Source organism: Vibrio quintilis (genome assembly GCF_024529975.1).
GTDB classification, from domain to species: Bacteria; Pseudomonadota; Gammaproteobacteria; order Enterobacterales; family Vibrionaceae; genus Vibrio; species Vibrio quintilis.
The window spans coordinates 2,730,336-2,755,100 of sequence record NZ_AP024897.1; the positions used below are offsets into that span (position 1 = coordinate 2,730,336).

Genomic DNA, 24,765 nt, shown 5'->3' on the forward strand with positions numbered 1-24,765 from the left:
AATCATGGCAGCTGGTTTATTTCTGTGAATCACCTGTGTTACCGGCCCATATCTTTTGAATACCCTGAACGGGTCATTGTGCCCGTCAGATAAACCGGGCTTTTTTCTGCCTTAAGCTGCTGGGCAACCGCCTGCTTCAGCAGTTGTTGTTCATCCGCAGCTAAACCTGCGTCACCATCAATGAGCAGTGCAAAATGAAATGAGTTACTGGTTTCTCCGGCATCCGGATCATCCCATATCAAAATCCGCCGGCCACTCTCATCACCAGTGTCCTGCTGCACAATCACTTCATTGCCGGCCTGTTCAGGCATATTCGCAAGAACATCAGACGAATAAATTCCGGCATCCGTTATCACAGTCAGCGGCCCGGTGAACTGTTTCGGCCAGTAGATTTCTGTCGGCGCATCACTTTTCCGGCCACGCCAGGCAAGAAAAGCAAAGCGGGTATGCCGGAAAAACTCCCGATCGGTAAACTTTCCATCCAGTGAAGCACGAATGCTCCGCCAACTCATCACTTCCCCGTTTTCATCCGGCACCAGCCCCTCGTAAGCAAAATGCATGATATTTCCCTGTACTGCCCGCGGATAAGCCCGCTGAATCAGGCCCTCTTTGACATGATAAGTTTGTCCGTAATCCGCAATAACCGAGAAATTCTCACCATTCCAGCCATCGTCTTCCGTTTTCACCTGCTCCGGATTTCCGTTCAGTAATTCATGGTGATGATCATAGTAATAGTCCCAATGCCACTGAGAACCACTCACAACAGGTGTATAAAAATCAAGATAGCGATTGCGGCCATGTTCCGAATCCGAACTTTCCATTGCCTGATACATACCATTAACAACACGTTCGGTATCCGTATGACCCCAGCCATCCAGCCACATCCCGAACTCTGACAGGAAAGGAGCCACATCCAGATAACGGGCTTCGTCCCGGATTAAATCCAGATGAGAGAAATAAGCGCCATTACGGACAACGGATAAATTATGCATCGCCATCCTTCCCTGATCATATAAATGAGCATTAAAGACAAAACCATCACCAGGCTGATACTTCAGATAATGCCCTCCGGTTGCAGGCGCAACCGGTCCGGCCGTTGAACTCCAGAAAACATTGGGCTCAGCATAAACAGGTTTATCTTTCCAGCCATGTGCCGTCATCACCGTTCGGACACGTTGATAGAAAGGCCAGAGAATGTCATTGTCCCAGTCAGAATAAGACATATCACCGATACCACCATCAAACGGTTCATTAAAAGGATTGATCCCCAGAATCATGGCCTGTTGTTGTGAGGATAAATGTGCCGATAAATAATCCACAACTTCACCGATCTGCCAGACAAACTGACTTTGGACAAAATCCATTGATGTTGTCAGGGAAGTTCCGGATGCACCTTCCCTGAGGGTAAAAGCCTGTGTTTGCAAGGTTGAAGATGAAGGCGCAAGACATGCTGCCAGTTCAAGATTTGTCTGCTGGTTGGTGACGCACTGATTCATATCTACCATCGGGTGAATACGCCCGAATGCATCAATGATAAATTGTTGTGCCGTCGTTTGATTACACGGGTACACCTGAATATCTGTACCGTGAGCAGTGTGGCCGCCAGCGACATCAAGACACATTTTATCGTCTTTTGCACTGTGAATCGTCCCATCAGTATAATAATGCCATCGCTGATTCTGCTGTCCGGAGCAGGTCTGTACCATGACTGTGGAGCTGCTTTTCTCAGCCGACTGATCAGTATCAGCACATAAGTTTCCATCGTCCATCAGCAACTCAATATCATTGAGCTGTTGGTTCAGCGCCCAGTTATCAAACCAAAACCCCCGGATTGCGTTGCGGACAGCATTGTCAGATTGTATATGAGCTGCCCATGAAAACCGGCATACGACCCCGCAATCATCTTTTCCATACACATCACTCACCGCCCATAATGGTGCGCCATTACCGGTATCCGCAGACGTTTGAGTAAATGTATGCCGGCTGTATAAATCAAAATGGTAATCGAGAAGAATATAAAAGCCGGTATCCGCAGCCAGCTGAATTTGTTGTGCGATCGCGGCCAGATAAGATTGATCCACCTGACCGGGTTGCGGCTGAATCCCTTCCCAGGCGATCGTATAACGAATCATATTCACCCCGGTTTTTTGCCTGAGTAACATCAAACTCTTGCTGGCATCCGCTGAATTTTTGAATGCCTTAAACCCTGACTCTGCCAGTTTCACTTCTCCGGAAACATTGAATCCCCGCATCGTCACTTCACGGCCATAAGCATCAAAAAATGCTTTATCTGTGTGGTTATGCCAGATTTTGACGTCTGTTGTTAACGGTGTATTTTCTGGTATCACATGTTGCGCAACCGCAACATGACCCGCTATCAGACTCATCGTCATAAGCATCATTGATTTGATCTGCATAAAAGTGCCTGCCCTATTCATGATATCTCTGTCCAAGCCCATCAGTACAAGCGGTAAAGCGTTTTCAGGAGCCGTCATATTTAAAGTAAGCAATTTAATGCATAAAATGTATCAGCAAGAGATGAAATGGTGATAAGGTGGGCAAAAACAAGCAAAGCAGCCCGGTGAGCTGCTTTGTTAGACAGAGAGAAGATGCGAATGACCGGCTGAATCCCCGTCAATGACCGGATGAGAGCACCGCTTTGAGCGTCAAGGCCTGTTTTTCAAATAATGCCTTATCATGTTTTGAGTATGATTTGGCCATAGTGACCCACTGTAACCCGGTTTCATCCGTATGCATAAATTCAATCTGTAACGCATAACGGGAAAGCCTGAACAGTGCGAAGACAAAACCCAAGACGGTCAGACAATAAACCAGGTATCTCCACTGCGGAATAGCGGGCTCAATGAATGGTGCCACCAGCCAGACAGCGCCGGAAAAAATAAAAATCCAAAACAATAACTGAATAATATTCTCGAACAGTCCAAGCTTTTTTACCCGGATATCGTGGATTTTTGCTACAGGATATACATCCTTTTTGAAACAAAATTTATCAGCCTGAACCTTAAAATCGGTTTCTTTATACATGTACTAACCTTTTTCCCCCCTCTGACTTAAAGGGTGATAACTTCTGTCTGATGATGATAAATCCCGATCAGGTCATGCATCGTACCGACCTGACCAACGGCAAGTTTATCTTTAATCCCAAAAAAATCCAGGCATGTACCGCACACAAGAATTTCGGTCCCCTTTTCTGCCAGTTTTTTCAATGCCTCAAGTGCAGGCGCACCTTCGATACAAAGTTTGACTCCGGTATTCATAAAAAACACGGAAGCAGGTACCTGATCATATTCAGAGCTGACATTGAAAAAAGCATTCATTAACTTGCTGCCAATCACATCATCGCCTTTCCCTAACGTATCCGAGCCAACAATATAAGACTTTTGTTTCATCACGGATTGCACCGAAAAACTGGCAATAATCGTCTGCCCTTCTTCAGCGACTAATACATCGCAGGTTGCGCCATGCTGGCTCAGCACGCCGATCAATTCATTTGTGATCTCCTTTCCGGAGCAAAGGATTTCCAGTGAACCAGAATGTCCTGCCTGTATCATCTGTTCAAGTTGGGTGAAAGCCTGATCATGCTCCATACCACGAACGTCAATCTTGTTGTGCATAATGTCTTACTCCGTTTATTGATTGTCTTGTATAAAGATGGGTGTAACTGACTGACAGCGTTGTCAGGATTTCAGATAACGCACATTCATTGTTATCAGCCAGCAACAAACAAAAACCACACTGCGAACTAATTGCTCTGGGTGAAGCAATTAATCGGGGCTTCCATCCTGCTTCATTCAGAACCTGCTCAGCTTTCAGTGCATGATGACTTGAGGTAAAAGTAATAATGTATTCCACCATAACAGCCATTACCCCTGTGTCTGCCGGGCTTTTTCAAATCCCAGAACCGCGGCACCTAAGGCACCGGTCAGCTGCGGATTCTCCGGCACCCGGATATCAGGATGATCAATTTGCTCTCCAATGGCCGCTAAAACACCGGGATTCCGGGCCACACCGCCGGTAAAAACCACCGGCTCCCTGAATCCGATTTTTCTGCCTAAGGACGCGATACGTTTCGCGACAGACCGGAACACCCCACGCAGAATCACAGCAGAAGACCGTCCCTGATGCAGCAACCCGATGACTTCCGACTCAGCAAAAACAGCGCACATCGATGAAATGTCACAAATATCGTTTGTTGACAACGCTTCAGGCCCGGTCCGGTCCAGCGGCATATCCAGGGTTTGTGCAACCATTTCAATAAATTTACCGGTGCCGGCGGCACAACGATCATTCATCACAAAGTCTGTAACTTTTCCCTGCGCAGAGACATTCATGACCTTGGAATCCTGACCGCCGATATCAATGATGGTCTTCACTTGCGGATATAAAAAATGCACACCCGCGGTATGGCAGATAATCTCCGATGATGCTTTGTCAGCCAGCGTAAAATATTGCCGCCCGTAACCTGTCGCCATAATAAAAGCAACATCAGAACGTTGTATATGATTGATCGCCAGGATGTCATGAAACATCTGTTCAGCTTTTTCCCGCGGCGCAGCGCCACTTAAAGTCACTGCAGAATCAATCACCTGCTGTCCATCAAATAAAACAACCTTAATCGTCCGGGAACCGATGTCAACGCCACAGGTAATCATTGCACCAGTTCCAACAGCGTCTGAACCCGGACTTTCAGTTGTTCCCGATCGGAATCAGAGTAGTCGGTTTCGACTTTCATATACGGCAATTGCAGCTGATTACGAACAAAGTCATGAATAAGGACAGATTCAACGTTATAGGTATGACAAGCCTGCCATACAAGATCAATCACGACATCTGCCTGATACTCTTCCGCTAAAGTCTGTAATAAAGTTTCCCGCCTCTGATTGTGTGTCATGCATGAACACGGGATATTAAAATGCTTACGGGCTATCGCTTCGAGCGGATCGCCCTGTTCTGCAACTGCTTCATAGACACCTTTAATCCCGGAACAGGCTTCCTGAACCACAACAATGCCACCACATTCTTCAATAATTTCGATCAGTTTTTCTGTACCGTGGCCGGTCGGGCAGCCGGTTAACAAAACACGGGGCGCATCCACCGGTGCAGCCTGATATCCCTGTTCAAGACGACGCTGTCCCATCAACAGGAAATTCTTCAACTGTTTTAAATATTCAGGGTCACCGGCAACCGGGCTGCGAACCTGCGCGACTTCATACCCGGACACAATCGATGGCTTATGTCTGCCCAGCGTCTGTACTTCGAGGATCAGACGTCTTTCCTCATTCATCATCCGGATTGCATCCCGCAACTTTTGGTCCGTGATCTCAATATCAAAGGTCTCTTCAAGCTTATGTTTTAGCGCTTCCACCTCAGCCAGCCAGTGCTGAAAAGCGACCTGTTCATCCGGCTTTTGTGTTAATTCCAGCACATGCATATTTTTATCTCTGGCAAGAATTTCATACACTTTCTTTTTGCCGTCACAGGTGGTTTCTGCAACCAGTAAGTCCGCATCATTCAATAATGGACAGGCACCGGAGATCACATAGCCATAAGAGGATTTAATCAACGGGCAAAGATTCGCCGGTAATACAGTCTCAGCATATCCAATGCTTTTTTGACTACTGCCACATAAACACACAGGAATTGCACCGGCTGCCATAATTAAATCCCGCGGGGTAAACTCACAATAGAAACCCACCACACTCTGTCCCGAAGCTTTCTGACCCGATACATAGCGGATACCATCAGAAACGACGCCTTTGAAATAATCTATGACTTCAGCATCGGACAATCCGTTCTGTTCACTATGTTTATGTTCTGCTGTCTGATTCATTCATTACTTCCTTTGATTATTCAATCTGTTACTCACATCGACCTGAACAAATCAGGCGTTTTTTCAGGTCTGAATATTGATCTCATCTGAAATCAGGGTTGAAAACGGGACACCAGGCGCTGCAACACTTCCAGAACCTGATGAATCTCCTGTTCCGTGGTCGAAACACCCACACTTAACCGGATGGTGCCCTGCGGAAAAGTGCCCATGGTTTTATGGGAAGCTGGCGAACAATGCAGACCGGTCCGGCAACAGATTTCGTGCTCATAAGACAGAAATTCATCAACTTCACCATTATCCATTCCGTCAATCACGAAAGAGACAACGCCAACCCGGTTTTGACCGGGAGGTAGTCCGAACACACGAATACCGGAGATAGAATTGAGCCCATTAATTAATTGGGTGATAAGTTGCTGCTCATGCTGAAAAACTGCGCTCACTGTATGTTCTTCCAGCCAGCGGAGACCTGCATTTAATCCGGCGATTCCAGGCAGGTTAGGCGTTCCGCTCTCCAGTGCATCCGGTAAAAAGTCCGGTTGAACTTCCAGTTCAGAATTGCTGCCTGTGCCACCGGTCATTAAAGGCACTATCCGTTCGGCCTGCGCTTTTTCACTCATGACAAAGCCACCAATCCCCATCGGACCAAGTAATCCTTTGTGGCCGGTAAATGTCAGAAAATCAATTTCAGATTCAAGCATGTTGATAGGAATACAACCGGCAGTCTGAGCCGTATCCACCAGAAACAAACAGTCATTCTTCCTGCATATTCTGCCGATACCGGCAACCGGCTGGATGGTGCCAAAGGTATTTGAACCATGATTCAGCGCAACTAATTTTGTTGCCGGAGAAATCGCTTTATCAAGCTCTTTCAGGTCAATCAATCCCGTCCGGGAATCACAGGCAATGACAGTAACAGTCACACCATCCTGTTCGAGCTGCCGTAAAGGCCGCATCATGGCATTGTGTTCCATGCTGCTGACGATCACTTCGTCCCCGGACTTCAGTAATCCTTTCAGTATCACATTCAGGGATGCGGTAATATTTGCAGTGAAAATAGCCTGGGCATTTGATCCGGCGCGGAAAAACCGAATCAGGCGTTCTCTGGTATCAAAAATAAGTCTGGCGGCATCATTCGCCAGTGGATGACTTGCCCGTCCGGGATTTGCACACCCCTGACTGATAAACCAGGTCATTTTATCAACGACAGAAGCGGGTTTGGGATGGCTGGTGGCTGCATGGTCAAGATAAATCATGATTACATCTCTTATCCGACAGAATATTCATATGATTTGTATGCTCAGTTACAGCAAGCATACTCTCATAAATTCCACCATAAAAAACAGGGATATATCAAATCAGCTTCGACCAGATGTAAAAATAACCTCTCAACCAAGTTGAGAGTAGCAACATGACACATATTTATATCATATTGCTTTATCAGGAAATATTGAAGAGAGTAATTAGTATGCGAATCAAAGATTGCGCCGCTTCATTTTCCTCCCAGTAATAGAGAATCATCCACAGGAATAAATTCACTCGCTTCTTTGAGTAAAGAAACCGCAGTCAGGCCCGGTACACCATAAACTTCAACGTGCCTGCCATATTTTGTGCGTAATTTGTTGGCCAGCAGGTCAAAATCACCATCACCAGAGACTAAAACAATCACATCTGCCTGCGTTGCATATTCCAGCGCATCAATTGTCAGCCCGACGTCCCAGTCCCCTTTTGCCGAACCATCAGCCCGCTGAATAAAAGGCTTCAACCGGACATCAAATCCAATCGCTCTGAGAATATTCTGAAATTCATGCTGCTTCTGATCACCACGGTCAATTGCATAAGCAATTGCTTTGACGACTTCTCTGTCCTTCGTCACTCTGGCCCAAAACCTGTTGTAATCAAAATTACGTTGATAGGCTTGTCTTGCTGTGTAGTAAACATTCTGGACATCAACAAAAATTGCGACGCTTTCCATTTATTTATCCCGGGCTGTATTCAGGGTATGCTGACCCTGACAATTTATGTTTAATTTTTACTTTCAGCCGCCCTTATACCACAAAAACACCCGATTATTCTCTCTGTTTGATGACTTTGTTCTCAAACACCCGGAAGATCTTCTCTTCAGATGAACCTGAATGTATTCATGAGATGAACAGAATTGATTTTCACATCAGTATGATCACATAATCTCATCCGTTCAAATGGGCAATACAGATTTTCAAAAAAGTCTGATAATCAGGAGTGAAATATGTCAAACAACCGAATTCTTCATACCATGTTACGTGTTGGCGATTTAGATCGTTCTATCGGGTTTTACACGCAAGTGATGGGAATGAAACTACTACGTAAAAGCGAAAATACTGAGTATAAATACACGTTAGCATTTCTTGGCTATGGCGATGAATCAGAAGGTGCGGTCATTGAGCTGACTTACAACTGGGGCGTCTCAGAATATGACCTGGGTAATGCCTATGGACATATCGCAATTGGCGCTGACGATATTTATGCAACCTGTGAAGCCATAAAAGCATCCGGTGGTAATGTCACCAGAGAACCCGGACCAGTGAAAGGTGGAACAACGCATATTGCATTTATCAAAGACCCGGACGGCTACATGGTTGAACTCATTCAGAACAGACAGGCGACTGCCGGGCTGGAAGGCTGATCATCTCTCCCTTATAACAGGTGGCAAAAACCGTCACCTGTTATTCACACTTTACTTGATAATAATTATCATTTATTCTTCATTTTATTAAGTAAAGTGGAGACTTAACAAAGTGACTGTATCTGAATGGGAAAAACACACTCTGCTTGCTGATAGTGCGATGAAGGATTCAGACCATCTGAGAAGCATTCTCCACTACCAGAAAGCCTTAGCACTGAGTGAACGATTGACTGAAAGCGAAGCAATAAAACTGGAAGATAAACTAATTATCTCGGTGATTTCCTGCCACAACCTGGCCTCTTACTGGAAAAATGCCGGTAACAGTGAATACGAGTTAAAATATCTGGAACTGGCTTCGGAAAGAATTCTGACACTGGTTCCCCAGTGCCAGAGAAAAGAATGTAATGCATTTATTGATTCACTGGGATGTTGCAAAAAAGCATTTATTGAGTTTTTGAAAAGACATCCTGACCCACGTCTTGCACGTCGGGTCAAAGATATCGACAGCGTGTCAAATTGCAACCTGATCGCTACATTTAAACTGCATTAAATATGCGTTCTGCCCAGAGAGATAACCACACGCCGGTTCTTTTCCTTACCAATCGGTGAAGCGTCGTCAGCGACCGGACGACGCTTACCATACCCCTCAACCTGAATTCTGTTTTCAGAAAGCCCCAGAGACTGGAAGTATTCCTGCAAGACCTTAGCCCTTCTTTCCGACAGATTCTGGCTTTCATTTTTAGTCCGGGAACCATCGGTATATGTTGAGACCAGAACCAGATCAATATCTTTGTTGTACCGGATATATTCCGCAATTTGTGCCAGCCGCTTCCGGGAGGCTTTATTCACCTGAACACTGTCTCGACTGTAATGCAGAATCGTAAAAGAAATATCCTCAAAACTATAGGGCAGCAGATGACTCAAACATTGACTGAACGCAGTATATTTATCCTGAAACAACACGGAAGACAAACCCACTTCAATCAGCTTATCCCGGTCCTGCCACTCCCGGTAACTAAAAGTCGGATAGCGGCCTTTTTCTAATTCACTCAGAATCGTCCAGGCTGTTCTGCCACCAATATATCCGTCAAACTGTTTAAAAAACCTGAGCTTAGTGACCAGTTCTGCACTATCTCCCGGACGCCAGGATGGTGGCATAGAGACCAGCTTCACATCGCGGGTTTCGCCCATAGGACGTAACATTTTCAGCTCAAAATCAAGATTCACCTTTTTACTGGCCCGCGAGATAAACTCAGCCTCGCCATAATGAGGAATAGAATGAACCAACCTGCATTCAAGCGGAGTATCCTGAGTGATCTCCCACTTTGATTGTAGTGGCGTTGCGATATAGCGTTTCTGCATTGCATAAGCCTGACTACTACCTGATACAACAGTCAATAACATTCCAAAAACGGTGAAAAAGCTTTTATTCATCGGCACGATTACTCTTCAACATACAACTGAGACGGCATGATTTTGCCACACTCACGTTCGATTAAGGATAAAAAAGCAAAAATCCTGCCATATTTACCCCGATTTTCCTGATGCATCTATTTATACATTGAGTCTATCCTTTTCTCACTTATTTGGTTTTGATCAGTCCGATAATCTGTAATAATGCCGTCCCTGTACTTTAAGTGAAGGCAAAAATGACAGAAACTAACCCCAAATCTCACCTGAAAGATCGATTTCGCGGATATTTCCCTGTAGTAATTGATGTTGAAACTGCTGGTTTTAATGCCAAAACAGATGCGCTGCTGGAAATCTGTGCCATCACTTTGAAAATGGACGAAACAGGCCAGCTTCATCCGGCAACGACCCTTCATTTTCATATAGAACCATTCGAAGGTGCGAATATTGAAAAAGAAGCACTGGAGTTCAATGGTATCTACGATCCATTCAGTCCTTTGCGCGGTGCAGTTTCTGAAATGGAAGCACTCAAAGAAATCTACAAGCAAATCCGTAAAGAGCAGAAAGATGCAGAATGCAGCAGGGCCATTATCGTTGCCCACAACGCAACTTTCGATCATAGTTTTGTGATGCAAGCCAGTGAACGCTGTAAACTGAAGCGGGTTCCATTTCATCCGTTTGCAACGTTTGATACTGCCACGCTCAGTGGGCTGGCGTATGGTCAAACGGTTTTAGCCAAAGCCTGTCTGGCTGCCGGAATGACATTTGATAATAAAGAAGCTCACTCTGCGCTCTACGATACCCAAAAAACGGCTGAGTTATTCTGTGGGATTGTCAACAAATGGAAAGCACTCGGTGGCTGGCCAATTGCGGATAAATAAGTCAACAGGACAAACAAGTTGTTTATCTCCGCCACGATAGCCTGATTCAGTAATATATGTATTAAATATCCATTGAATCAGTCGTCCATGAGTCAACATGCAGTCGATCGAAAATTACAAAAATATATTAAACACATCACTTAGTAACACGAGAATAGTATGAATCCTGTCGTTATATCAGTTTGCATTATGCTGATACTGGCTTTAATGCGTGTCAATGTTGTTGTTGCACTTACATTTAGTGCAATTATTGGTGGTTTAACTGCCGGAATGAGCCTGAATGAAACGGTGTCTGCATTTCAAAGCGGCCTTGGAGGCGGAGCAACAATTGCGATGAGCTATGCCATGCTGGGCGCTTTTGCTGTCGCAATTTCTAAATCAGGTATCACCGATTGGGTCGCCAGCCGGGTTATCAGGCTAATCCACGGGAAAGAACACCATCACGCTCAAACCGGGCTGAAATATTCCATTTTAATCGCACTGGTGCTGGTCACGATCTCATCACAGAATATCATTCCGGTACACATCGCATTTATCCCGATTTTAATTCCGCCATTACTGGGTGTATTTGCCAAACTCAATCTTGATCGCCGTTTAATTGCCTGTATCTTAACGTTCGGACTAATCACTCCTTATATGATTTTACCTGTTGGTTTCGGCGGTATTTTTCTTAACGATATACTGCTGAAAAATCTGCATGATAATGGACTGGTAAATGTAACCGCCAGCCAGGTGCCAACTGCAATGCTCTTACCCGGTGCCGGCATGATATTTGGTTTACTGACTGCGATTTTCATCACTTACCGGAAACCAAGACAATACAAAGAGACCGAATTAACCACAATTCATGAGAATGTTGAAATCACACCGGCCCGTAAAAAACACATGATTACCGCTGTCATTGGTATTGCCGCAGCACTGGGCATGCAGTTAATGACAGATTCCATGATTATTGGTGCACTGACCGGATTCATGGTGTTTACTCTGGGCGGCATCATTGCCTGGAAAGAAACACATGATGTATTTACCAAAGGCGTTCACATGATGGCGATGATAGGTTTCATCATGATTTCAGCCGCCGGATTCGCAGCAGTAATGAAACAAACCGGAGGCGTAGAAACATTGGTGTCATCAATTGCCCACGCAATCGGGGATAACAGACCACTGGCAGCATTATTAATGCTGGTCGTCGGACTGCTGGTCACGATGGGTATTGGCTCGTCATTTTCAACGATTCCGATTATTGCAACAATTTATGTCCCTCTGGCATTAACTTTTGGCTTTTCACCCATGGCAACAATTGCCCTGGTCGGCACAGCCGCAGCCTTAGGGGATGCGGGCTCTCCCGCGTCAGATTCAACATTGGGGCCAACCTCAGGGCTCAATGCTGACGGGCAACATGAGCACATCTGGGAAACCGTTGTACCGACGTTTATTCACTATAATATTCCATTAGTCATTTTCGGCTGGATTGCTGCCATGAGCTTATAAGGGTCGAAGTACCAGAGTTCAGGGCTGGTTTCCAGGCACAAAAAAGGCTTCCCTGAGGAAGCCTTTTTAATCGATACCTAAACAGCTGATGAAACGATATCAACCTTCTTCGTTGTACAACTCCAGATTAGCCAGCTCCTGCTGAATCTCTTTCTGTAATTTTGCATCATCATTCCGGACAGATTCAAGATACTCCAGATATGCCTGATCAATATCACCGGCAACATATTCACCATTAAATACCGAGGTCTCAAACTGCTGAATATCCGGATTTCCGGTTTTGACCGCATCAACCAAATCTTCAATAGTCTGGAAAATCAGCTGATCAGCACCAATCTGCCGGCAAATTGCATCAGTATCCCGGCCATGAGCAATCAGCTCATTTGCACTTGGCATATCGATCCCATAAACATTCGGGAAGCGAATCTCCGGCGCAGCTGAAACCATGTATACTTTATTTGCTCCGGAATCCCTTGCCATTTCAATGATTTGTTCAGACGTTGTCCCCCGGACAATCGAGTCATCAACCAACAGAACGTTCTTACCTTTAAATTCAGAACGAATCGCATTGAGCTTACGACGGACCGATTTACGGCGTTGCTGTTGCCCTGGCATAATAAAGGTACGCCCGACATAACGGTTCTTCACAAAACCCTGACGGTATGGTTTATCAATTGCCTGTGCTATTTGCAGCGCAATATCACACGAGGTTTCAGGAATCGGAATCACCACATCAATATCGAGTTCTGCATAATCATTCTTAATGCGTTCACCCAGCTTTTTACCCATTTCTACCCGGGCACTGTAAACAGAGATTTTATCGATAAAAGAGTCCGGACGGGCAAAATAAACAAACTCAAAAATACATGGGTTTAACGCAGGATTATCAGCACACTGATGTGTATGAAGTTCACCATCAAAAGTCACATAAATGGCCTCGCCAGGTGCAACATCACGCATAAAATCAAACCCGACTGCATCAAGCGCAACAGATTCAGATGCAACCATATATTCTGTTGATCCGTTGACATCCCGTTTGCCCAGACATAAAGGCCGGATACCATGAGGATCACGAAATGCTATCAAACCATGCCCGATAATCATGGCAACAACAGCATAAGCACCTTTGACACTTCGGTGAACATTGGTAATCGCACGGAAAACATCATCGGCGTTAACATTGCCACGGACTGTGTCGATTTCATGGGCAAGCACATTCAAGAGCACTTCAGAATCCGAAGTCGTATTGATATGGCGGCGATCTTTGTCAGATAACTTTTCTCTGATCTCCTGCGCATTGGTCAGATTACCATTATGTGCCAACGTAATACCAAATGGAGAGTTAACATAAAAAGGCTGAGCCTCTGAAGCACTGGAACTACCGGCAGTCGGATACCGGACGTGACCGATTCCGACAGTTCCCTGAAGACGTTGCATATGCTTGGCAGCAAACACATCCTTAACCAGTCCATTCGCCTTCCTCAGACGAAAACGATTGCTATCTATGGTACAAATACCACCTGCATCCTGGCCACGATGTTGTAACACGGTCAACGCATCATAAATAGACTGATTTACGGGCGTTTTACCAACGATTCCAACAATACCACACATGTCTTAATCCTCGATTTACGACATTTTCCGACACAGCTCTAAGCTGTGCCGGAAAGAAAACTTGATGATGTCTGCAAGTGCTCAAAAAATTGCACGATAATCCAGCTAAACTGCGGAACTAACTGTGAATTTTTCCACCACTCAGCGCTAGGGAATGCGGTAAACGCATCCATAAAAAACAATACTGCGGCAACAATCAACACACCACGGAAGCCGCCAAATACGACGCCGAGGACACGATCAGTACCGGAAAGGCCTGTTTTCTGTACGAGTTGTGCAACAACATAATTCACAACTGCACCGACAATTAACGTTGCAACAAACAACGCAGCAATTGCGGCACCACTGCGAATCATCTCATCCTGGATACTGGTAAAATAAACAGCTAATTTCTGATAATAATGACTTGCTACGAAAAAAGCGCCTAACCAGGTCACCAGCGATAAAGCTTCCTTAGTAAATCCCCGGATTAAACTAATGAAAGCCGACAGGCCAATCACACTTAAAATGACAATATCTAACCAGTTCATATGTTCACTCATTCTAAGATGGCGCGCATTTTAACAGAAAAAATAGCGACGCAAACGTTTTCTTACGGATTTAGTGGCTTAAATTTAAGCAATTGACCTTTGGATCCCGTTATTTTTTGTAACTCAATGATCTGTTGCTCCAGTTTTTCTTTCGAGACATCAGGGCCAATGATTACCCGGGTATATCCATGTTCGGACTTTGTGTGAGCGAGGTAGCCGCGTTTTTGCAGATCAGCAACCAGTTTCTTCGCATTCTCGCTGTTCTTCAGAGCCATCAGCTGAATAATCCACCCGCTATCCTTATATTCATTCACTTCCGGAACTTCTTTGGGTGTAGTCTTGACAACATCAGTGACTTCAGCCACAGGCTCCTCAGCTTCAGCCACTGTTTCTTTTATTTCAACCGGAGACTCAGGAAGCTCAGCGTTACTTGGTTCGGGAGATAATATTTCATATTGCCCGGAATCTTCACCTACTTCCGGTTTAAGCGGAATACTTGCAATATCTTCTTTATAACGTGTTTTATGCCCGTCTAAAATATCCGGAAGAATAATTACGCCCAAAGCAACCAGAATGATTGTTCCGACCAGACGACTTTGAAACCGACTTGCCATTTCTACGACTCCTCCCGTTTTTGCCAATAATCCAAAACCTCGCCAACCGTAAAAAACGATCCAACCACAAGTATGACATCATCCTGAGAAACATGTGTCATTGCAGCTTTAAAAGCTTCTGTAGGCGATGAATAAGTCTGGCAGGCAGAAGATTCCGGTATATATTGCCTGATTTCAACAGCTGATGCAGCTCTTGGCCCTTCCAGTGAAGCCGGATACCAATCACCGGCAACAGGAATGAATGCAGATACGGTTTCCGCAATATCTTTATCATGCAGCATACCGATCACGATATGAATATTCCGGTCCGGATAGTTCCGGGATATCTGTTCCGCAAGATAAGCCGCAGAATGCGGGTTATGAGCCACATCCAGCATCACCAACGGAGAATGATGTATGACCTGCATTCTTCCGGGTAAAGCTGCTTTTTTCAATCCTTCAACAACCTGTACATCGGTAATTTCCAGCCCCGAGCATTGCAATGCCATCAGCGCAGTTGCGGCATTCGGCAAAGGTAAACCAGGTATAGGCAGCTGATCTAACTCAAATGCGCCATTCTTCCAGCACCAGACATCATCAGTAACATCATGATCATACTGAATACCTGCCTGATACAATTTTGCACCGATTTCATCTGCATATCCTGCAACACTTGCCGGGGGCAGATACTGACCGCAAATTGCCGGTCTTCCGGGCCGGAAAATACCGGATTTCTCATAACCGATTTTCTCAAGATCATCACCAAGCCAATCGATATGATCAATGGCAAGGCTGGTCACTACAGAAATATCATGATCGACAACATTGGTTGCATCCAGGCGACCGCCCAGACCGACTTCCAGAATGACAACATCCAGACCGGCTTCTTTTAATAATACCAAAGCAGCCAGGGTGCCGAACTCAAAAAAACTTAAGCTCACATCCTGTCGCTGCTTTTCTATCAGGTCAAACGCATAACAATACCTTTCCGCAGATAACTCTTCGCCATTGATTCTCACCCGTTCGGTATAACGAATCAGATGTGGGGAGCTATAAACACCCACGTCGTAACCGGCTTCAAGAAGGATTGATTCGATCAAAGCACATGTAGAACCTTTGCCATTTGTACCGGCAACAGTAATGACTAAGGGAGCGGGCTTGAATAAACCGGCACGACCGGCGACAACCTGTACGCGTTCCAGGCCCAGATCAATTGAAGAAGAATGGATACCAGATAAATAATCAAGCCACACCGCTAGCGAAGATGTGGCTTGTGGGACAGAATTTTGATTCATGAGGCTAAAATCACTCAACTCTCAGAGCAACTTACTCTTCGTTTTCGGCTTCAGGGACTGAATAAGCTGGTTCTTCAGGCACAGATTCATCTTTCTGCTGAGCAGGCGCATTTGTCATTTTAGCAATCAGTCCTGCAATTCGGTCACGCATCTCACGACGATCAACAATCATATCGATGGCACCATGTTCCAGCAAAAACTCACTACGCTGAAAGCCTTCAGGCAGGTCTTCACGAACAGTCTGCTCAATAACCCGGCGGCCGGCAAAACCAATTAAGGCTTTGGGTTCACCAATATTAATATCCCCAAGCATTGCCAGACTTGCTGAAACACCGCCCATTGTTGGATCCGTCATGACTGAAATAAACGGCAATCCTTTCTGAGATAAACGTTCTAAAGCGGCACTTGTTTTTGCCATCTGCATCAATGACATTAATGCTTCCTGCATTCGGGCACCGCCACTTGCAGAAAAACAAACCAGACCACATTGATTTTCAATCGCAGCTTCAACAGCTTTGACAAACCGGGCGCCAACAACTGACCCCATCGAACCACCCATGAAAGAAAACTCAAACGCACATGCAACCAAAGGCATTCCAAGCAATTCACCTTTCATCACAACCAGTGCATCTTTTTCACCGCTGTTCTTTTGTGCTGATGCGAGACGCTCTTTATAACGTTTGGAGTCTTTAAACTTCAACTTATCCTGAGGCTCTAAATCATCGGCAATTTCAACCCGGTTTTCTTCATCCAAAAACGTTTCAATACGACGCCGGGCCTTCATCCTCATATGATGATTACATTTTGGACAAACTTCTAAATTCCGTTCTAACTCTGCGTAATAAAGAACCTGTTCACACGAGGTACACTTCGTCCAGACACCTTCCGGAATAGACGCTTTACGTGAGCTTACAATGTTACTTTTTTCTAAAATCTTTTCGAGCCAACTCATGGAAGACCTTTTTCCTCTTTCTCTTGTCGTAGTACAAAAGAAACTTATTCGAAAATAAACCGCAAAGAATTAAACCACATAAACCTTCCCATGTAGATAAAAAACTGGTTGTACCTATCTGAACATGGCTGGAACAAGGCTACTATTGTAATTCATCAGATAAAAACAACGGCCCGACAGGCTGTTGAGGCAAATGATACTCATCCGGATAATCAACTTCAACTAAGTACAATCCGTCAGGCTTTGCTGTTGCAGAAGCAAGTTTCCGGTCTTCAGCCTGTAGCAACCACTGAATCCACTCAGGTTCCCGCTCACCTTTCCCAACAGTAATTAAACTACCGGCAATATTTCTAACCATATGATGAACAAAAGCATTAGCTTTAATATCAATCACAACATACCGTTGGTGACGGCTGACACTCAGATGCATCACATTTCGCCACGGACTTCTTGACTGACACTGTGCAGCCCGGAAAGATGTAAAATTATTTTCACCCAGCAGATATTGTCCCGCAAGGTGCATCTTCTCAGTACAAAGTTCACCGTGATAATGACTGACGCCTGAGGCAAGTATTCCCGGTCGCAAATGATGGTTATATATAATGTAGCGATAACGCCTTGCTGTTGCAGAAAACCTTGCATGAAAATCATCTGAAACTTCAGCCGCCCAGGACACAGCAATATCCCTGGGTAAATTCGCATTTACTCCCATCGTCCATGCAGCTGACTTACGCTTTGAATCCGTGTCAAAATGAACAACCTGCCCCGTTCCGTGAACACCGGCATCTGTTCGGCCGGCACATTGAACTTCAACCGGATGATTGGCAACCTGAGAAAGTGCCTGCTCCAGCTTTTCCTGAATGCTCTGCACTTCCCGTTGTCGCTGCCAGCCAAAATAATGAGCCCCGTCATACTCGATACCTAAAGCGATTCTCATCATCTATATCTCTATAATAAACAGGCCCGGAAGTATAATACGATACTTCCGTAATTTCTAACGCTTAGCGCTTATCACTCAGCCCATCAATCAACTGCTTCGCTGCCCGGCGAATATCATCATTTCCATCAACGATAGCCTGCTCAAGCAGTTTTATTGCACCTTTATTATCATTCATTTCAATGTATATTTTCGCTAAATCCAGCTTACCCGCCGCTTCCGAATTATTGTCAACATCAATATTTTCGACCTCACCAATAACATCAGGAAATTCATTTAGTCCGACATCAAGTTTAAAGTCAGCATCATCAAATTCTCCGCCCTCTGCATCAACCTGAGCCATGAGTTCATCAATTGACAAGTGCCGCTTTTCGGAACCATTTTCAGCCAAATCATCCTGAACAGCCCAGTTTTCCTTATCTGCCTGAGGTTCATGAACCTGAAGGTCATCTCTCCAGATATCTTTTTGATCTTCGGGAACATCTTCAGATATAGATGCTTGTTGTTCTGGCGAAAGTTTAAACCCTTTCCAGTCCTCTCCCCCCATATCCAGCATAGAGTCAATATCCATGCCGGCACTGAACATCGTGTCTTCATCCATATTCGCATCAAATGCATACGAACCAGAAGCTCCCATTTCATCTTCAGTGAGTAACTGGTGCAAAGTTTCTTCATCAAACTCAGATGCCGGAATCTCTTGTTCAACAGTTTCAATGTCTACTGTAGCCTGGGATTGAAATTCAGTGTCGGAGGCTTCCGTCTGCCCTGAAGAGACAGACAACATATCTGACTCATTATCAGCCTCAGGTGGATTATTCTCTTCTGCTGAAAGTTTTGGCTCATCATCTTCAGCCAACAGTGACAATGCATCCTGTTCATCAAACTCAGGTAAATCAACATCATCAATAAATGAATAATCATCAGAAACAACAGGTTCAGAAGCCTCATCCTGAGACGAAAATGCTTCCAGTGCTTCCTCTTCCCCAAAATCTGGTAACTCATCATCAGAAATAATGACATCATCTTCAGCCAGATCAGTGCCAGACTCTTGCAGCGCTTCTACTAAATCCTCATCCGATGGTTCCGCTTCCACTGCCGGCGCTTCGGCAACTTCTGCCAGGAAGTCGTCATCTGACGAATCAGGTGTTTCAAAATCTATATCGTCCAGCTCATCGAAGAGGGCTGCTTCACTCTCTGCAATTTCACCGGTTATATCCTCATCCGATGGTTCCGCTTCCACTGCCGGCGCTTCGGCAACTTCTGCCGGGAAGTCGTCATCTGACGAATCAGGTGTTTCAAAATCTATATCGTCCAGCTCATCGAAGAGGGCGGCTTCACTCTCTGCAATTTCACCGGTTATATCCTCATCCGATGGTTCCGCTTCCACTGCCGGCGCTTCGGCAACTTCTGCCGGGAAGTCGTCATCTGACGAATCAGGTGTTTCAAAATCTATATCGTCCAGCTCATCGAAGAGGGCGGCTTCACTCTCTGCAATTTCACCGGTTATATCCTCATCCGATGCTTCCGCTTCCACTGCCGGCGCTTCGGCAACTTCTGCCGGGAAGTCGTCATCTGAAGCATCCGGTGTTTCAAAATCGACATCGTCCAGCTCATCGAAGAGGGCGGCTTCACTCTCTGCAATTTCACCGGTTATATCCTCATCCGATGGTTCCGCTTCCACTGCCGGGGCTTCGGCAACTTCTGCCGGGAAGTCTTCATCTGACGCTTCCGGTGTTTCAAAATCGACATCGTCCAGCTCATCGAAGAGGGCGGCTTCACTCTCTGCAATTTCACCGGCTAAATCCTCATCCGATGCTTCCGCTTCCACTGCCGGCGCTTCGGCAACTTCTGCCGGGAAGTCGTCATCTGAAGCATCCGGTGTTTCAAAATCGACATCGTCCAGCTCATCGAAGAGGACGGCTTCACTCTCTGCAATTTCACCGGCTAAATCCTCATCCGATGCTTCCGCTTCCACTGCCGGCGCTTCGGCAACTTCTGCCGGGAAGTCGTCATCTGACGAATCAGGTGTTTCAAAATCTATATCGTCCAGCTCACCAAACAGATCTTCGTCACTTTCTTCTGTGGCAGCTGGCTCTGCCAGTTCGGCTCCGGCCTGCTCTGCCTCTGGTTCAATGACAGATTCATCAGCTAACTCAGTGGTGAAATCGTCTAAGCCGGATGTATCCAGTTCATCAAGCTCACCAAACAGATCTTCGTCACTTTCTTCTGCAGCAGCTGGCTCTGTCAGTTCAGCTCCGGCCTGCTCTGCCTCCGGTTCAATGATGGATTCATCAGCTAACTCAGTGGTGAAATCGTCTAAATCGGATGTATCCAGTTCATCAAGCTCACCAAACAGCTCTTCGTCACTTTCTTCTGCAGCAGCTGGCTCTGTCAGTTCAGCTCCGGCCTGCTCTGCCTCCGGTTCAATGATGGATTCATCAGCTAACTCAGTGGTGAAATCGTCTAAATCGGATGTATCCAGTTCATCAAGCTCACCAAACAGCTCTTCGTCACTTTCTTCTGCAGCAGCTGGCTCTGTCAGTTCAGCTCCGGCCTGCTCTGCCTCCGGTTCAATGATGGATTCATCAGCTAACTCAGTGGTGAAATCGTCTAAGCCGGATGTATCCAGTTCATCAAGCTCACCAAACAGATCTTCGTCACTTTCTTCTGCAGCAACTGGCTCTGCCAGTTCGGCTCCGGCCTGCTCTGCCTCCGGTTCAATAACAGATTCATCAGCTAACTCAGTGGTGAAATCGTCTAAGTCGGATGTATCCAGTTCATCCAGCTCACCAAACAGATCTTCGTCACTTTCTTCTGCGGCAGCTGGCTCTGCCAGTTCGGCTCCGGCCTGCTCTGCCTCTGGTTCAATGACAGATTCATCAGCTAACTCAGTGGTGAAATCGCCTAAGTCTGATGTATCCAGTTCATCAAGCTCACCAAACAGATCTTCGTCACTTTCTTCTGCAGCAGCTGGCTCTGCCAGTTCAGCTCCGGCTTGCTCTGCCTCTGGTTCAATGATGGATTCATCGGCTAACTCAGTGGTGAAATCGTCTAAGTCGGATGTGTCCAGTTCATCAAGCTCACCAAACAGATCTTCGTCACTTTCTTCTGCAGCAGCTGGCTCTGTCAGTTCAGCTCCGGCCTGCTCTGCCTCTGGTTCAATGACAGATTCATCAGCTAACTCGGTCGTGAAATCGCCTAAGCCGGATGTATCCAGTTCATCAAGCTCACCAAACAGATCTTCGTCACTTTCTTCTGCAGCAACTGGCTCTGCCAGTTCGGCTCCGGCTTGCTCTGCCTCCGGTTCAATGATGGATTCATCAGCTAACTCAGTGGTGAAATCGCCTAAGCCGGATGTATCCAGTTCATCAAGCTCACCAAACAGATCTTCGTCACTTTCTTCTGCAGCAGCTGGCTCTGCCAGTTCAGCTCCGGCTTGCTCTGCCTCCGGTTCAATGATGGATTCATCAGCTAACTCAGTGGTGAAATCGTCTAAATCGGATGTATCCAGTTCATCAAGCTCACCAAACAGATCTTCGTCACTTTCTTCTGCAGTAACTGGCTCTGCCAGTTCGGCTCCGGCTTGCTCTGCCTCCGGTTCAATGATGGATTCATCAGCTAACTCAGTGGTGAAATCGTCTAAATCGGATGTATCCAGTTCATCAAGCTCACCAAACAGATCTTCGTCACTTTCTTCTGCAGCAACTGGCTCTGCCAGTTCGGCTCCGGCTTGCTCTGCCTCCGGTTCAATGATGGATTCATCAGCTAACTCAGTGGTGAAATCGTCTAAGTCGGATGTGTCCAGTTCGCCAGGATAGTCTTCTTCATTTTCAACAGCTTCCGACTCTTTAGCAGGTTCCTCTTCAGGCAATTCTTCTGCTATTGACTCTGTCGTCAGGCCTGCATTTTCTAATTCACCAGCTAATGAGTCCGTTGCTTCATCAGAGTCAGATAAATCAATATCATCACTAGCTGTATGTGACTTTGCCTGGGTGGATTCCTGTTCAATATCTACTTCGGGATGGGCTGGCTCACCAAGGAAATCCGATAGATCCTCAACTTCAGCCAAAGCTTCTGCTTCATCAAAGTCCGGTAACTCAAAGCCATCATCTTCTTCAACAGATGCGTCAGTTTCTTCATCGATTAACCAGTCAGAATCTTGTGGAATACCAAATTCATTTTCAACGGCAGCTTCTTCATGCTGTGCCAGCGTCTCATCTGATTCTGTGTCATCTGAAACGTCCAGATCAACTTCATCCAATAATGGGTCTGCATCTGGTGCTGAACTGATTAAATCATCGATAAAACCTTCGCGGTTAAAGTCATCCTCATCGTTATCAGGACTACCCGTTTCACGCTCAATCTCCAACAACTCATCGAATAGTTCAGTGCCATCATCAATCGGTGACTCTTCAATCTCATCATCGTCTGAAATATCAAAATCAACGATGTCGTCATCGGCTGATGCATCATCGGCATCAATGAATTCATCAAGTAAATCAGTGCTGTCTTCTTCAACATCCTGGCTGTATTCACTTTCTTCCAACAACTCATCTAATGTATCTGAGCCGGAAAAATCTATATTTTCATCGGATATATCGTCACCGGTGAGCTCATCAAGCTCTTTATCCCAGTCCATTGGTTCTGATAATTCCTGAGGAGATTCAGAGCTCTCTTCGATAAACTCATCAAGCAGTTCGGTACTCTCTTCAGAAAGATCGGCAACAACATCTTCTTCTTCCAGAAGTTCATCCAGAAGTTCTGCGCTATCTTCTTCAGCATCAAGAAAATCAATTGCTGCCTGATCATCAGAATCTTCATTGAGTAAAAGATCTAAGTCACTATCAAGATCATCACCACCTGCCGGCGTTATCTCATCATCCAGGAAGTCATCCATCTCAGAGTCGGACAGCAAGTCATCCAGCATTCCCTGATCAACCGAATCCATACCTAAGTCTTCAGAAGGACCGTCTTCATCCAGCAAAGTCTCGATTTCATTTTGAGAAATAGCATCACCTGAATCGGATAAATCAAAATCATCATCCAAATCCTCAGATAATGAAGCGTCGTCCAGCGCTTTCTCCATCTCTTCGAGGCCAACAGCTTTATCGTCACCATTGACACTGATATCACTCGCTCCGGAAGACAAATCATCCAAATCTGTATCGACTAAATCACCATCATCATCAATACCAGCGAAGAGGTCTTCTTCGCTGTCATCGTCTAAATCAAGATCAACATCTTCCAGTTCAGCAAAAACATCGTTTTCATCAATTTCAGACTCATCGTCGTCTTCTTTATCTGACCCCGTGCTAAACAGATCATCATCCAGCATTAACTCATCAAGCTCTTCTCCACTGTCTTCCATATTGGCTTCACCAATACTGACAGCATCATCATCAGCCTCTGTGGTGACAGGAGAGAGTACACCGGATTCTTCCTCAACTGCTGATGAACGGCGACCAAGGAACATCGCCAAAGCAAATGCTATCAAGCCGCCAGGAATCAACGTCAGGGCAGCAACCAGCCAGCCATTGGCAAGCAATAAATCAAGTGGAGTCGGTTCCAGACGTAATTTGTCTTCCCGCTTTTTTCGTTCCATTGCAAGAAGTTTTTCGACCTCTGAACGAATCTTACCTTTGTCGCCTAATTCACTTTTGAGGCCAGTGACTTCCGACTGAACTTTAGACAACATCATGGTTAAATGATGATTTTTTTCTTCTAACGCCTGGAGCTCTGAATCAGAAGATACCGGCTCAGATTGCGGCGAAAGAGAAAGAACTGGTAACCTTTCTTCTGGCGATGTTTCAACCACCGGAGCTTCAGTAATCTTACTGACCTCCTGAGGAGCTGTGGTCTGTTTTCCGGGAGTTACGTCAGGTTTGGACTCTTGTACCTGCGGCTTCCGTTGAATGTTGATTTTTGAAGAAAGTCTGGATGGCTCAGCAGAAACCGTCGTGGTTTTCACCTGACCAGATTTGGATGGCCCAACGCTGGCAAGACGACGCTGATGTTCCTGCATCACTCTCATTGCTTCATCTTTGGTTACCCGGCTCACCTGAGCAAGCGAGGGAACCCGGAGCATGCTGCCAGGGATTAAGCTATGAATGTTCTGCAATTCAAATGACTGAGGGTTCAGCTGATAGATTGCAAGTAATGTTTGTTGAACCGTTACCTGATTAGATGGTCTGAGCTTTGAAGCAATAGACCAAAGAGTTTCCTTTTCAGAAGTCGGGCCATAGAGAGATGAAGGCTCGCCAGTGACTGATCCAGATGGAACATCAGATCTGACGATACCACTAAGTTGTGGTGAAGAACGAACTTCGCCTGTAGGTCCAACCAGACGAATACTCTCTGCACTAACGAAAGAAATGTGAGTCACAACTGTTATTAACACAGATAACAACAGAGGGCTAAAAAATTGACGCATATAAAGCTCAGCTACGTGCTTAGGTAATAATGAATTTAATAATCTGTTAACTATATCGGATTACACCAGCAAAACTATAGGCGATAAGTAAAAAAAACGTTTAGCCCACAATAATTGCC

At 45.6% G+C, this 24,765-nt stretch carries 20 protein-coding genes; 4 read left to right on the forward strand and 16 right to left on the reverse strand.

The features are described 5' to 3' along the window. Positions 1-38: 38 nt before the first annotated feature. From OC443_RS12510 to OC443_RS12545, 8 genes are all read right to left on the reverse strand, one after another. Complete coding sequence (locus OC443_RS12510) at positions 39-2,417, reverse strand: ricin-type beta-trefoil lectin domain protein (RefSeq protein ID WP_073585654.1); 2,379 nt, start codon at positions 2,415-2,417, stop codon at positions 39-41. A 217-nt stretch (positions 2,418-2,634) separates the two neighbouring features. Next, the gene (locus OC443_RS12515) at positions 2,635-3,045 is read right to left on the reverse strand and encodes a hypothetical protein (protein WP_073585655.1); all 411 of its coding nucleotides are present in this window, start codon (positions 3,043-3,045) and stop codon (positions 2,635-2,637) included. A 26-nt stretch (positions 3,046-3,071) separates the two neighbouring features. Next, the gene (gene yedF, locus OC443_RS12520) at positions 3,072-3,635 is read right to left on the reverse strand and encodes a sulfurtransferase-like selenium metabolism protein YedF (protein WP_073585656.1); all 564 of its coding nucleotides are present in this window, start codon (positions 3,633-3,635) and stop codon (positions 3,072-3,074) included. Further along, on the reverse strand, positions 3,619-3,876 hold the full coding sequence (locus OC443_RS12525; protein WP_159440365.1) for a DUF3343 domain-containing protein: 258 nt from the start codon (positions 3,874-3,876) through the stop codon (positions 3,619-3,621). Before OC443_RS12525 ends, yedF begins: the two co-directional genes overlap by 17 nt. 8 nt (positions 3,877-3,884) lie before the next feature. Then, positions 3,885-4,673, reverse strand: coding sequence for an acyl-CoA dehydratase activase (locus tag OC443_RS12530; protein ID WP_073585658.1), 789 nt, complete (start codon positions 4,671-4,673; stop codon positions 3,885-3,887). Further along, positions 4,670-5,851 (reverse strand): double-cubane-cluster-containing anaerobic reductase, encoded by a 1,182-nt coding sequence (locus OC443_RS12535; RefSeq protein ID WP_073585659.1) that lies wholly within the window; start codon positions 5,849-5,851, stop codon positions 4,670-4,672. The genes OC443_RS12530 and OC443_RS12535 overlap by 4 nt, the downstream gene beginning before the upstream one ends. A 92-nt stretch (positions 5,852-5,943) precedes the next feature. Beyond that, on the reverse strand, positions 5,944-7,104 hold the full coding sequence (locus tag OC443_RS12540) for an aminotransferase class V-fold PLP-dependent enzyme (protein ID WP_073585660.1): 1,161 nt from the start codon (positions 7,102-7,104) through the stop codon (positions 5,944-5,946). Positions 7,105-7,340: 236 nt separating this feature from the next. Continuing rightward, the gene (locus OC443_RS12545) at positions 7,341-7,823 is read right to left on the reverse strand and encodes an NYN domain-containing protein (protein ID WP_073585661.1); all 483 of its coding nucleotides are present in this window, start codon (positions 7,821-7,823) and stop codon (positions 7,341-7,343) included. Between the two features lie 273 nt (positions 7,824-8,096). Between OC443_RS12545 and gloA the strand changes: the two genes are divergently transcribed. Both gloA and OC443_RS12555 read left to right on the forward strand, forming a co-directional pair. Beyond that, positions 8,097-8,513 carry a lactoylglutathione lyase gene (gloA, locus tag OC443_RS12550; RefSeq protein ID WP_073585662.1) on the forward strand — a complete coding sequence of 139 codons (417 nt, stop codon included), beginning with the start codon at positions 8,097-8,099 and terminating at the stop codon, positions 8,511-8,513. A gap of 112 nt (positions 8,514-8,625) precedes the next feature. Beyond that, entirely contained in the window at positions 8,626-9,063 is a 438-nt protein-coding gene (locus OC443_RS12555) for a DUF2753 family protein (protein ID WP_073585663.1), read from the forward strand. On the opposite strand, the gene motY is transcribed toward OC443_RS12555, so the two are convergent. Beyond that, a complete protein-coding gene (gene motY / locus OC443_RS12560) occupies positions 9,060-9,947 on the reverse strand; it encodes a flagellar protein MotY (RefSeq protein ID WP_073585673.1) in 888 nt (295 codons plus the stop codon). The two genes, OC443_RS12555 and motY, sit on opposite strands and share 4 nt — an antisense overlap. Before the next feature lie 215 nt (positions 9,948-10,162). Here motY and rnt point away from each other — a divergent pair, with 215 nt between their 5' ends. Together rnt and OC443_RS12570 are read left to right on the forward strand one after the other, a co-directional pair. Then, positions 10,163-10,804: a ribonuclease T gene (gene rnt / locus OC443_RS12565; protein ID WP_073585664.1), complete on the forward strand. Its 642-nt coding sequence runs from the start codon at positions 10,163-10,165 to the stop codon at positions 10,802-10,804. 159 nt (positions 10,805-10,963) lie between these two features. Next, positions 10,964-12,295, forward strand: coding sequence for a Na+/H+ antiporter family protein (locus OC443_RS12570; RefSeq protein ID WP_073585665.1), 1,332 nt, complete (start codon positions 10,964-10,966; stop codon positions 12,293-12,295). A gap of 99 nt (positions 12,296-12,394) precedes the next feature. On the opposite strand, the gene purF is transcribed toward OC443_RS12570, so the two are convergent. From purF to OC443_RS12605, 7 genes are all read right to left on the reverse strand, one after another. Then, entirely contained in the window at positions 12,395-13,909 is a 1,515-nt protein-coding gene (gene purF, locus OC443_RS12575) for an amidophosphoribosyltransferase (RefSeq protein WP_073585666.1), read from the reverse strand. Positions 13,910-13,947: 38 nt separating this feature from the next. Further along, positions 13,948-14,439 carry a CvpA family protein gene (locus OC443_RS12580; protein WP_073585667.1) on the reverse strand — a complete coding sequence of 164 codons (492 nt, stop codon included), beginning with the start codon at positions 14,437-14,439 and terminating at the stop codon, positions 13,948-13,950. 62 nt (positions 14,440-14,501) lie between these two features. Beyond that, positions 14,502-15,053: an SPOR domain-containing protein gene (locus OC443_RS12585; protein WP_073585668.1), complete on the reverse strand. Its 552-nt coding sequence runs from the start codon at positions 15,051-15,053 to the stop codon at positions 14,502-14,504. Between the two features lie 2 nt (positions 15,054-15,055). Further along, a complete protein-coding gene (folC, locus tag OC443_RS12590; RefSeq protein ID WP_073585669.1) occupies positions 15,056-16,327 on the reverse strand; it encodes a bifunctional tetrahydrofolate synthase/dihydrofolate synthase in 1,272 nt (423 codons plus the stop codon). 31 nt (positions 16,328-16,358) lie between these two features. Further along, positions 16,359-17,279 (reverse strand): acetyl-CoA carboxylase, carboxyltransferase subunit beta, encoded by a 921-nt coding sequence (gene accD / locus OC443_RS12595; RefSeq protein ID WP_073585670.1) that lies wholly within the window; start codon positions 17,277-17,279, stop codon positions 16,359-16,361. A gap of 142 nt (positions 17,280-17,421) precedes the next feature. Next, positions 17,422-18,216 carry a tRNA pseudouridine(38-40) synthase TruA gene (gene truA, locus OC443_RS12600; protein ID WP_073585671.1) on the reverse strand — a complete coding sequence of 265 codons (795 nt, stop codon included), beginning with the start codon at positions 18,214-18,216 and terminating at the stop codon, positions 17,422-17,424. Positions 18,217-18,280: 64 nt separating this feature from the next. Further along, complete coding sequence (locus OC443_RS12605; RefSeq protein WP_262021678.1) at positions 18,281-24,646, reverse strand: FimV/HubP family polar landmark protein; 6,366 nt, start codon at positions 24,644-24,646, stop codon at positions 18,281-18,283. Between the last annotated feature and the right edge of the window lie 119 nt (positions 24,647-24,765).